Source organism: Halorubrum sp. SD690R, assembly GCF_005435035.1.
In the GTDB taxonomy this organism is placed as follows: Archaea; Halobacteriota; Halobacteria; order Halobacteriales; family Haloferacaceae; genus Halorubrum; species Halorubrum ezzemoulense.
Genome location: NZ_SGTV01000007.1, coordinates 67442 through 79711, shown reverse-complemented (window position 1 = coordinate 79711; position 12270 = coordinate 67442). Strand labels below are relative to the sequence as shown.

Here is a 12270-nt window from a genome sequence, read left to right as displayed (position 1 = left end):
TGTATAATCAGATGAGAGACAGTGCCGGTGAAAGGCGGCTCGGCAACCTAGCTTCAATTACCGCAGCCATCGAGGCCACATCGACGAAGATTAGAAGTGTTGAGATTCAATCTGGTAGTGAGTTGTACGAAGCACGGGTACAAGTCGCAATTCCGCTCAACCGTGTGAACGGACTGGACCGAGCTCGGATGAAATCAGATCGTGCCGAGTTTGTTGACAACGAGTTACGGCTCGAGCTGGTGATGGAGATTAGCAGTCGTGATCGACCTAGTGTTGAGACAGCACAGTCTACGCCGAAACAAAGTCAACCAGAAGACACTCGTGACAACAGTGAAGAAATTAGAGATCAGTCGGACCCTCAATTACAGCAACCAGCACAGAGAACAGAGAGCCGTAGCGAAGAGAAGCAGAGCGGCGAGACTGAAACAGCGCCAGTTGGGGACGCAACCTCTGAACCGACTACCGAGTCGGATGATCAGACATCGAGTAGTACAGAATCTCAAGGAGAGATTCCGAAGTACCAAGATCCAGAGCAACTAGCAGCAGTGTATGATGAAGACACAACGTTCGAAGAGATGCGGCAAGCGCTTGATGTTGAGGTGACAGCGCAAACGGTTCGTAAGTATATGATTAAGCACGGGATTCATGAGCCAGAGCCACGGCCCGATCGGTTACTCGAAACAATCCGCGCAGCTGAACTTGAGCTTATGAATAGTGAAGAAGGTCGCCGACCAAGACAGGTGGATAGTTCTGCGAGCGCAGACGACGAATCATCGTGAGGCGAGTTGAAACCGCATCGCTACTCACGGGGCATGTGCGGCACGTTCTGCGATGAAAAGAATACCACAATCAAAGGGTAATTTATCAAAAAATGATTGTTTGTGCCATTAAAAACAGAGCGTTCTAGTAGTACAGAGTACAGTATAGCACATGCCCAGTAAACTGTTCAGACCGATATTTCTACTACTGATCAGTATAACTCTTACAGCTATCGCGATAGGGGTAATCAACACACAAACAGATGTGACGATTAGTTTGTGTCTCATTATAACCGTCTATCGGTGAACGAGCGCTCGGCAGTGGCAAACAGGATGCCGTGTTCCGAAAATGCCCTAAGCGGCGTATTAGATCATTTCAGAAGCGAGCTCTTGGGTAGCACGTCGAACTGCTTCATGACTCGAAAGTGTTGGTTCCCAGCCAAGCGCTGAGAGTTTCTCGATTGAGAGTCGCATTTTCGGAACATCGCCTGTCCACCCGCGGTCGCCACCAGTGAATGAGTACGTTGGGTCAAGTTCTAGCTCGTCGCTCACAATATCTGCAATCTCTGTTACCGAAGTGGTCGTGCGGGTGCCGAGGTTGTACGTGTTGAGATCGTCGGCTGTGGTTTCGATAACGTGTTGAATCGCGTCAACACACTCAGTGACGTGAAGATAGGATTTCTCTTGCCGACCGTTGCCCAAAATGGTGAGTTCGGACGGATCGTCGGCGAGCTTCTGAATGAAGTCCGGAATCACCGTCCCCCGCTGGTGAGGGCCAACGATGTTCGCGAACCGGAAGACCCAGACCGTGAAATCATACGAATGGGCGTACGTCGAGAGGAGTGCTTCGTCGGCCAGTTTTGATGACCCGTAGATAGAGATTGGCTCCATCGGCGCAAAGTCCTCAGGCGTTGGGCGTGGGGCCTCACCGTAAACCGTTGAAGAAGAGGTAAACGCGATGTTAGAAACACCGACGTTTTCCATACGTTCAAGGATATTGTATGTCATCGCGGTGTTCTCTTCGAACAACTTCCGGTCGTTGTCATAATTCGTGTCCGTGAATGCTGCGAGGTGAAACACGATGTCAATTTCTTCAGTAAGAACCTCTGCGACGCCTTGCGGATCCGTGAGATCCGCGTGGATGAACTCTGCGTCGTTGGGCACCCTCGCTTGAGTTCCCTTCGAGAGATCGTCAACGACCCGTACTGACGCCCCGTTCTCAGCAAGTTTGGCTGATAGGTGACTCCCGATAAGTCCCGCACCACCTGTTACGAGGACATTAGCGTCTGCTAATTCCATACGACCGAATGAGCACATAATGGTAAATAAATTTGGTATATACTGGAGGAGTGGAGGAACGTATTGATGAATGACAGCTACTAGGAGTAGAATGGGTCAGATATCTAGAACAGGCTTACTCACATGTTTGTCACAGGATAATTGAATGGCTTTAGCTTGTGCTGCGGAAAGTTTGTGCGTAGCTTCAGTTGGGGTTACCCACATAAAGTCAGTATGCTCTTGACTCAGTCGGACTCGTTTCCGTTCAGCATTGGAGACATAATATACCCCGAGTCGGTCGTTATTCTGGTCGTTGATCCATGAGTTAGCGAGTAAGATATCTTTGATGTTAATTGAAAGAGAGGTTTCTTCGCGAATCTCTCGACGGAGACCTTCTGAAACCCCTTCGTAGGAACTTAGTCGACCGCCAGGAAGTTCCCAATCATGATCTGAGTCGCGTTGTAGTATGAGTATACTACCAGAAGGATCAAAAATCACACTACGGACACTCACACTAGGCCTGAGAAGCTGTTCAGTCATAGAGTTTCTATGAGAGATGAGCAATAATAAAAATTTGTTTTGTATGAGTAACTGCGTGTTGACAATGAGTTCTGATACTACCAAGTAATATACTATTATTTATATATTAGATCAAGCCGAAGATCAGAACTGTAATCGGGACTGTATTAGTGAGTAGTGTAAATTCTTAATATATTATTTTTATCTTAGTTGTGCGCTATAGCCTATCGTCACAGGCCAATAACCGAGCAAATATTTGTTAGAACCCCTTGAGCATCATTTTCTTAACAGCGCGCTGTGCTACTTAGATATACTTGTAGTTCAAATACTTATTTTAGTTCTGTATTGTAAATTCTACAAATAAAATTATTTTTATTGGAAATTCTTATTTAACAGGCCATATATTGTCGGCCTAGTTGCCCGAATACATATAATATAATTATACTAATAAAGATTGATAGTATATCTTATGTGTTGTGTGTACAGTGTTGACTCCTGAGGCCTACATGCGAACAAACGACATATAGTATGTAGACTGTCAAGTATACGTTGGCTATCTATTGGCATAAGTGAGAGATATCTAGCTTGATTTCAACCAACCCGAAGCTAGCATATCGTGGTTCTGTTTGTTATGAGGGTTCGTTTAAATTTAGGCAGTTATTAGGTTCGCATTAGATATGAGATGCTGCTCGCAGCGCCACGGTTGAGCTACACAACTACCGATGATAATAGGCCACATCAGTTCCAATGGGTCGTGTGAGCGAACACAGAGATTATCGCGCCGGTTTCCGCACGCAGCGTGAAGAGATCGAGGACAAACAGTTACCCACTACTGGGGAGTTTCCAGACTGGCTCTCTGGGGATCTCATCGGGAACGGGCCGGGACAGTTCGAGGCCGGCGACACAGGGCTGCGACACTGGTTCGACCCGTTCGCCATGCTCCGGCGCTTTCGGATTGACAACGGTGAGGTTAGGTACGCGAACAAATTTGTCCAGAGCCGGGATTACGCATTCGCACAGGATCATGGCGGCGTCCGAACCCCGTTCCCAGGAACACCTCCCGATCGATCGGTCTGGACACGACTGCGTCAAGTTCTCGATGGGACATTTCCGGACAACCCAGTCATCGGTATCCAGCGGTTCGGCGACGAATTCGCGGCGGTTACTGAGTCACCGACAGCACTGACGTTCGACCCTGACACGCTCGAAACGACGGGACGAATCGATCTCACGGCTGGATTGGACTGCGATTTGACTCTCGCTCATGTTCACTACGACCCTGTCGCGGAAGAGTTCATCAATCTGGGGGTGTCGTATGGTCGCAACACGGTGTATACGGTGTTCAAGCGGCCGAGAGACGGTGGGACGCCGACCCCGCTGAGTCGGCTTCAGTTCGACGAGGCACCGTACATTCATTCCTTCGCTGTGACCGACCAGCACGTCGTCGTGACGGTAAACGCGTACGGGCTGGATACCACGCAGCTCCTCAAAGGTACCGTAACGAAGGAGACGTTCCTTGACGCGTTTTACCCACTGTCGACGCCCCTCCGCTTCGTCATCCTCGATCGCTCGACCGGTGAACACGTGGCAACCGCGTCGGCGTCACCGGCGTTCATCTATCACCACGCGAACGCGTTCGAGCATGATGGCGAGCTCGTCGTCGATGTAGTTGCGTTCGACGATGATCGAGCAGTGACCGGACTCGCATTGTCAAACCTCCGGAGCGACGATCCGGACCTTCCACGAGGCGACCTGTGTCGGTACACGGTACCGTTGTCCGGCGGTGAGGCAACTCGAGAGCCACTCCACCGTGGTCCAGTTGAATTCCCAGTGATCAACTACCGAGCGGTTAACGGTACATCCCACCGATACGTCTACCTCGCCGAAACTGACGGAGCGTCAAGTCTACCGACAGATATCACGAAGGTGGACGTCGACACCGGCACGGCCCACCGCTGGCGCGAGTCAGGTACTCATCCAGGCGAACCGCTGTTCGTCCCCGCGCCTGAGGCAGAAAACGAGGACGACGGGGTGCTGCTCTCGGTCGTATTAGATCCCGAGGCAGACCGCTCCCGGTTGGTCTGTCTCAACGCCGAGACGCTCGAGGAACTCGGCCGAGCCGAGCTCCCGCATCGTCTCCCGTTCGGATTCCACGGGCAATTCTACGGCCCCGTGGCTCCCGGACGGAGTATGGCGTGAGGTGTCGGATCAAAAATGAGATAGCTCTCGGGAGCCCACCACCCAGCACCGATGAAATCCCAAGCGAGGTGAAGGAGGCTGAACAGCAGCAGGACAATGAGAAGTATCACGAGTGCCGAAACGAGACCTACAATTGCTCCCTGCCTCGGATGTGACGTAGGAGAAACCAGCCATCGCCACATCACTGTTCCGACGACCACACGACGAGTGGGGCGAGAATCACTACGTGAACTGGCGAGCAAAACTATCCACTACTGGATACCGGTCCGTCTCCGGGTGAGTACACACGGCAGTTCGGTTGAACCACAGATAGGATGAGTGAATCACGACCTGTCTGACTGTAGCCTCTGTGTTCGGCAATTCACTCTTATTTTCAGCAGTATGCCACTTTGGACCCCACCGGCGCATATTTGACTGCGGACGTAAGACATCGGGTATGGCTGGAGATAGACTCACCATTTCTCTGGACGAACAGTCGAGAGAAGATCTCGATGAACTTGTTGAGCAGACTGGAGAAGGACAAAGCGAGACCGTGCGGCGAGCTATTGTCTTCTACGCGGCAAACTTCCAAGTAGCGAATTCGAAGACAAACGTCGACTTAGAGCAGTACCACAGGATGCTGTCAGGTGGTGAGCACGTCCTGCTCGACATCGACTTCTTACATGGCTTACTCGACAGTGTTGAACTTGACAGCGGTGAACCCAAACCTGAATTTCAGCAGGTAATCGACCAAGTTGCTGAGTTCCACGCCGATGAGTATGGCACGCGGTTTACCTGCCTCGCAGACATTCTCGATTGGCTGTCATTCTGTGGTTTCTTGACCGCAAGAAGAGCGAATAACGACACGTACCATGTTGTCTTCCCAACAGAGAAGATTAAGTGGTTCATGACTCGTTTCATTAAGCGCAGTACTGAGAAGTTGGACTTCGAGGTAGAAGTCTCAGAAGGTATCTCAAAGGTCCTTATAACAGAGGTTTAGTTTCATTCAGAGTCATACAGAGTATGCTCCCATCTTAATTACTCTTTTCTAGGAGAGATCCTTGGTACAACATATCAATGAAGCACGGCACACGAGCCGACAGACGCTCAATGGTTGGCATAAATCGATGGGGCGGTGCTCGGTCGAGCGAGGAACAATGACGACGGCCGTCGGCGTTGATGTCGGCGGTACGTTTACCGACGTGGTACTCATCGCAGAGGGCACGCTCACAACGACAAAGGTTCCCTCGACGACAGACCAGAGCGAGGGTGTCATCCGTGGGATCCAGCAGGCCTGTAAGGACGCAGGAATTGACCCGTCCGAGATCACCGAGTTCTCACATGCGATGACGGTATCGACCAATGCCCTGCTCGAAGCTGACGGCGCCGAAACGGCACTCGTGACCACGGACGGTTTCCGTGACGTACTGGAAGTGGGTCGGCAGACGCGTCCAGATCTCTACGATCTTGACGCTGAGAAGCCGACACCACTGATACAGCGTCGGAACCGGTTCGAGCTTCCAGAGCGGACAACGATAGAGGGCGATCGAACGGTTCCCGACGCGGACGTGATCGATGATCTTATAGAGCAAATACGCGAGCGGAATGTCGAGAGCATCGTTGTCTCTTTCCTTCACGCATACGTTGATCCGAGCAACGAACAGCTCGTAGCCAAGCGGCTTCGGGAGGCACTCGATGTCTCGGTGTCGGCCTCTCATGAGGTTCTCAACGAGTTCCGCGAGTACGAGCGGACATCAACAGCAGCCGTTGACGCGTACGTTACGCCGGTGATCGACTCCTACATCGGACAGTTAGCGGAGCGTGCTAGCGATCTGGGGCTGCCTCAGCCCCGAATCATGCAGTCCAACGGTGGAATCGCCGAGGCAAGTGAGATTCGTACCCACGCCGTTCAAACTGTACTATCTGGTCCCGCGGCGGGCGTCGTTGGAGCAAATGGGACAACGGTAGGAGAAGCCGAATTTGAGGGATTCGTTACATTCGATATGGGCGGTACGTCGAGCGACGTGAGCCTCATTCGAGATGGCAGCGTGGAGCGGACCACAGAAAGTGAGGTCGATGGCCACCCAATCCGCGTTCCGATGGTTGATGTGACGACTGTTGGAGCTGGCGGTGGGAGCATCGCGTGGGTCGACGCTGGTGGCGCACTCCGTGTAGGACCTCGGTCAGCAGGCTCGAAGCCAGGGCCCGCCTGCTACGGTCATGGGGGCAAAGAGCCAACGGTGACGGACGCAAACCTCGTGCTGGGCTATCTCAGCGAGGAGACGCAACTAGGCGGGGAACTCAAGCTCGACGTGGATGCCGCTATTGATTCGCTTGAACGGCTGGCGGACGAAGCTGATCTCGACTCCGCACGAGAGGCCGCAGAAGGCGTGTTCCGCGTTGCGAACACCAATATGACTCGAGCGATCCGCTCAGTCACTGTAGAACGAGGACACGATCCCCGCGAGTTCGGTCTCGCCGCATTCGGCGGTGCAGGTCCTGTACACGCCGCGGCGCTCGCGAATGATCTTGACATCGGAACCGTCGTTGTTCCTCACGTTTGCGGCGTGCTATCGGCGTACGGTCTGCTCGACGCCGACGAGACGTACGACGCTGTCCGAACGTATCAAACGCCTCTGTCGGAAACAACGGGAACAGAACTTAAGACGGTGTACGAGCAACTTACGGCCGAACTACCGTCCGACCGCAGCGCAGGTGACATATCGCTTCAGTGTTCAGCTGACCTCCGCTACCGGGGGCAAAGCTTCGAACTTGAGGTTGACGTGGAGCAGCCTATCGAGACTGACGTACTTCGGACCGCATTTGAGACGGCCCACAAGAGAGTGTACGGCTATACGGCCGAGGAACCAGTTGAAGTGGTAAATCTCCGAGTCACCGCGACGATCCCACGGAGCGCTTCTGCGACTGAGCTCACAGAAGAAACCTTCGAGAAAGTGGCAGAGCATACTGCCGTGTTCAACGGTACGGAGTACACAACTCCTGTCTACCGTCGACCAACGACGAGCGGGACCACAATCGACGGCCCAGCCGTGCTCGAACAAGACGAAAGCACGACTGTTGTTCCTCCCGAGTGGGAGGCAACTGTACAAAAGAACGGCTCGCTCGCACTCACGGAGGTACAACGATGACGGTTGACGACTCGACAGCCGAAAGTATCGACTCAGTGACTCTTGAGGTGTTTCGAAATAAACTTGAGAGCATTGCTGAGGAGATGGGGAAGGTACTTATACGAAGTGCCTACTCGCCGAACATCAAGGAACGGCAAGATTGCTCTACTGCGCTGTTCGATGCTGACGGCCGGATGGTCGCACAAGCAGAGCACATTCCGGTTCATCTCGGCGCGATGCCGGACGCCGTTGCCGCCGTGACCGCAAAGGATCCCGAGCCGGGTGATGCGTACATCCTGAACGACCCGTTCGAGGGAGGGACCCATCTCCCGGACGTGACGATTGTTTCACCAATCGCAACAGAATCAGATGTCATCGGCTACGCCGTAACACGGGCGCATCACGCGGACATGGGTGGGATGACTCCCGGGAGCATGCCCGCCGGCGCTACTGATATTTACCAAGAGGGGTTACGCCTCCCCGCGGTCAAGCTCCGCTCCGGAGGCGAGCTGAACGAGGATCTGCTGGCGATGATTTTAGCGAACGTACGTAACAGGACCGAACGGCGAGCAGACCTTCGCGCACAGCTTGCGGCCCACGATCGTGCTGAAGACCGATTGCGCTCGCTTATCGACGAGCACGGACGCGACCAAGTCAACCAAGCATTCGGCGCGGTTATCAACTACTCTCAGGCCCGGATGACAGATGAGTTGACTGCTTTTCCCGATGGAACTTACGAGGCCCATGATGTGCTTGAGGGCGACGGCGTGAGCGACGCAGAGATACCGATTAGGGTGTCCATCACCGTCGATGGGGCCACAGTCGAAGTTGACTTCACAGGGACCGCCGACCAGTGTGCCGGCAACATGAACGCACCGCTGTCGGTGGCGAAGAGCGCGGTGTACTTTGTAGTTCGGTGTATCACTGACCCCGAGATTCCCCCGAATTATGGGAGTTACGCCGACATCACTGTTACCGCTCCACAGGGAACGGTCGTGAATCCGACACCACCGGCGTCGGTCGTTGGGGGCAATGTTGAAACCAGCCAACGACTCACCGACGTGGTGTTCGCGGCGTTCGCCGAGGCTGCCCCTGAACGTGTGCCAGCAGCATCGCAGGGGACCATGAACAACGTTATTATTGGGAACCGCGATCGTGGAGGGTTCACATACTACGAGACTATCGGCGGTGGATTCGGCGCACGACCCGACAAAGACGGGATGGACGGCGTCCAAGTTGGGATGACTAACACGCTAAACACACCAATTGAGGTACTAGAAGCTGAGTATCCCTTCACAGTCGAACAATATGGGTTCCGTGAGGGTAGTGGCGGCGACGGGCAGTACCGCGGTGGCTTGGGACTGGTTCGGTCAGTAACCATCGAGACCGAGGCAGTAGTCTCATTGCTGACTGAGCGCCGGCGTCGTCGTCCACAGGGCGCTGCGGGCGGCGAGCCCGGGGCAGCGGGTGAGAACCTCGCTAATGGTGAGCCGTTACCCGCCAAAACTACTCAAGAGGTAGAGGCAGGTACAACCATCACAGTCCGGACTCCTGGCGGCGGCGGATACGGTAATCCTAGCAAACGGACAGCCGACGACCGCAAAGCGGACCGCCTCGACAAGAAAGTGAGCGACGACCACGAGGATCAATGACTGACACACACAAACTCGAGGAACTGTCCTGGCCCGCGGTCGAGCAATACATCACCGACCGCGAATCGCCAACGGTGATCGTTCCCATCGGCTCGACGGAACAACATGGTCCACACCTGCCGTTGGCCGTCGACGCATACCAGGCGAGAGAGTTAGCCACTGAGATCGCCGTAGCAGCCGATGTGTTGACCGCACCACTTATCCCGTACGGTGATGCGAACCATCATCTTGGCTTCCCGGGGACGATCTCGCTGTCTACAGAGACGGTTGTGTCGGTGCTCACCGACGTGTACGCAAGTCTCGCAGGCCATGGGTTTGAGAACATCATTACGGTTAATGGCCATCGGATCGCAAATCTCCCAGCAATCAGGACGGCGATGCAGCAAGCCGCCGCACAATGTTCAGATACGTCATTTGCGGCGATCGACCCACTTCGGTTTGGAGTATCTATCCATGAGCAACTCCGAGAGGGTGACCCCGAAGACGGGATGCATGGTGGGGAGTTTGAAACATCGTTTATGCTAGCTCGCTATCCGGAGCTCGTTGATACGTCGGCATTCGAGAAGGCAAGTGCCGATCCCGGCCCACATTCAACGCTAAATCTCATCGGGAACGACGATCGAGTGATTACCCCGAGCACAGCACATTCGCCTACAGACGGCGACCCTGGTCACGTCGGTGACCCGACGTTAGCTACTGCGACGAAGGGAGAAGAGCTCTGGGCAGAACTCGTGGCGAACGCCGCTGAGTTTGTGGAAGCTATACACGGAGGAAGGCAATGAACGACCATACCGTACACGATGACATCGAGATACCGGTCAAAAATGGTGCCGTCCGTGCGACACGGCACGAGCCCACGGACGAGAGTCCTCAACCAGTCGTACTGATCTACACCCCGTATCACAAAGATGATCTATCAGATACACGGTCAGACCCGATGGTTAGCTACCTCGTCCGTGCGGGCTTCGAGGTGGTTATCGCAGACGCCGTAGGGACCGGGGCATCTGACGGCCTTGTGGAACAGCCATTTACCGAAGCCGAAGGACTTCACGGGAGTGCTGTCGTCGAGTGGCTTGCTAATCGGCCGTGGTCAAACGGCCGCGTCGGCGTGATTGGGAAATCCTATCCTGGAACCACGGCCCTCGAGATTGCAGCTCAGAATCCAGATGGGCTAGCGGCGATCGTGCCTATTCACGCACCCGCAGCCATCTATGACGCCTACTTCGATGGCGGCGCACTGGCCTCGCTCCGAACGTGTGGTCAGTGGGCACCAAACTTCGAATACCTCCCCCTCCAGCCGCCAGTCAATCGCGACGTATCAGGGTGGGCAGAACGATGGGCCGACCGTCTTGATTCACTTAAATATCGTGAGCCGTTCCTCTTCCAATATCTTGCTCATCTTGAAAAAGACGAGTACTGGGCTGAGAAAGACGTAGCCGTAGAGAAGATTTCAGTCCCAACACTTGGTGTCGGTGGCTACCGCGACGCGTTCGGTGGGGGGACAGTTGACTACTCGGACCGTATCGATGCTCCCACAGAAGTGATATTGGGCCCGTGGCGCCACACGATGCCCGAGCAGGGAGAGGCCGCTCGCATCGATTTCCTCGGGGAGGTTGAGTCATGGTTTGATCATCACCTCCGCGAGGGTGACGAGCGAGAGCCCAACCCAGAAATCCGCTACTGGACTGAACGCCCTGATGAGGAGAACTATCACTCTGGTGAGTGGCGGACTCTCGAGTCGTGGCCGGTTGCCGAGGATCACACTGTAGATTTTGATTTTGGGCCGGACGGACTCTCTACCGACGTGTCCACGCCAGACAGTACAACAGATCGTTGGCATGTCGACTACAGTGTTGGAACCGCCTCGATCGGATTCGAAATTCCCGGTGGGACGGATCTAGACACGACCCCCGACGATGACCGGTCGCTGACCTACGAAACGGGGCCGCTTGACGGTGCGTTCGAACTAACGGGCAGCGGAGAAGTACATCTTGAGCTCATCCCAGACGGGCCCGCACAGCTCGTCGCGGTTCGGATCGTTGATGTAGGTCCGGATGGCACCGGTCAGCTCGTCACTCACGGTGTGCGTCGCTGTGAACTCGCCGGCAAAATCGACCCGTTAGGAACGCCGGGTGCAGCGACGGAACCGTTGACTCCCGGGGAACCACATGATGTTGGCGTGTCGCTACGGCCGACGTCCCACGTGTTTGAGCCAGGTCACACACTCCGGGTTGCCGTCAGCGGCGCCTTCTTTCCTTACGTGTCACCTCCAGACGGTAGTGCCGGGTTTTCCCTTCGGACTGCGGGCTGCGAATGTCGGCTTCCTGGTCGGTTCCATAGTGAGAGTCCGACGTTTGAGGATAGATACTCGTTTGACCCACCACAAGACATCTACAGTGAGCCGGAGTCACCAAGTTGGCAGACGGCCGTTTCGCATACAGACGACACCGTTACCGTGTCACTGTCGCGGGCCTACTCACAGCAACTCTCAGAGGCCACATTGGACTACAAGACTGAGACGACAGCAAGCGTTGAGCGCGAGACGCTGAGCACAGAGACAATCGACCGTCAGACAACGACGACGCTTTCATTCCCAACTGAAACCATTACCTCACGGGTGGATAGCTCAGTAAGTCGATCGTTCGCGACGGTACAGTACACCGCTGAGCGCGACGGAACAGTATTCTATCGTGAACGAAAGCGGACTGCTGTCAACCGCTGATCCGGCACACAGTGGAAGAAACCGGACGTCACAGG

General features: G+C 54.5%; 9 protein-coding genes. 7 read left to right on the top strand and 2 right to left on the bottom strand.

Annotated elements, in window-relative coordinates:
• Nucleotides 1-11 precede the first annotated feature (11 nt).
• A complete protein-coding gene (locus tag EXE41_RS06230) occupies nucleotides 12-779 on the top strand; it encodes a hypothetical protein (RefSeq protein ID WP_137690542.1) in 768 nt (255 codons plus the stop codon).
• 345 nt (nucleotides 780-1124) lie between these two features.
• Here the strand turns inward: EXE41_RS06230 and EXE41_RS06225 are convergent, their stop codons facing one another.
• Both EXE41_RS06225 and EXE41_RS06220 read right to left on the bottom strand, forming a co-directional pair.
• Complete coding sequence (locus EXE41_RS06225) at nucleotides 1125-2057, bottom strand: NAD-dependent epimerase/dehydratase family protein (RefSeq protein WP_137690541.1); 933 nt, start codon at nucleotides 2055-2057, stop codon at nucleotides 1125-1127.
• Nucleotides 2058-2153: 96 nt separating this feature from the next.
• Nucleotides 2154-2576, bottom strand: coding sequence for an NUDIX domain-containing protein (locus EXE41_RS06220; RefSeq protein ID WP_094583224.1), 423 nt, complete (start codon nucleotides 2574-2576; stop codon nucleotides 2154-2156).
• Nucleotides 2577-3311: 735 nt separating this feature from the next.
• On the opposite strand from EXE41_RS06220, the gene EXE41_RS06215 reads away from it, so the two are divergent.
• The 6 genes from EXE41_RS06215 (at nucleotide 3312) to EXE41_RS06190 (ending at nucleotide 12235) form a co-directional block, all read left to right on the top strand.
• A complete protein-coding gene (locus EXE41_RS06215) occupies nucleotides 3312-4754 on the top strand; it encodes a carotenoid oxygenase family protein (RefSeq protein ID WP_137690540.1) in 1443 nt (480 codons plus the stop codon).
• A gap of 436 nt (nucleotides 4755-5190) precedes the next feature.
• On the top strand, nucleotides 5191-5733 hold the full coding sequence (locus tag EXE41_RS06210; RefSeq protein ID WP_094495136.1) for a ribbon-helix-helix protein, CopG family: 543 nt from the start codon (nucleotides 5191-5193) through the stop codon (nucleotides 5731-5733).
• A gap of 157 nt (nucleotides 5734-5890) precedes the next feature.
• The gene (locus tag EXE41_RS06205) at nucleotides 5891-7882 is read left to right on the top strand and encodes a hydantoinase/oxoprolinase family protein (protein ID WP_137690539.1); all 1992 of its coding nucleotides are present in this window, start codon (nucleotides 5891-5893) and stop codon (nucleotides 7880-7882) included.
• Nucleotides 7879-9513, top strand: a complete 1635-nt coding sequence (locus EXE41_RS06200; RefSeq protein ID WP_094553233.1) for a hydantoinase B/oxoprolinase family protein — start codon at nucleotides 7879-7881, stop codon at nucleotides 9511-9513. The genes EXE41_RS06205 and EXE41_RS06200 overlap by 4 nt, the downstream gene beginning before the upstream one ends.
• Nucleotides 9510-10295: a creatininase family protein gene (locus tag EXE41_RS06195; protein WP_094495139.1), complete on the top strand. Its 786-nt coding sequence runs from the start codon at nucleotides 9510-9512 to the stop codon at nucleotides 10293-10295. Before EXE41_RS06200 ends, EXE41_RS06195 begins: the two co-directional genes overlap by 4 nt.
• A complete protein-coding gene (locus tag EXE41_RS06190; protein WP_137690538.1) occupies nucleotides 10292-12235 on the top strand; it encodes a CocE/NonD family hydrolase in 1944 nt (647 codons plus the stop codon). Before EXE41_RS06195 ends, EXE41_RS06190 begins: the two co-directional genes overlap by 4 nt.
• The last annotated feature ends 35 nt before the right edge of the window (nucleotides 12236-12270 follow it).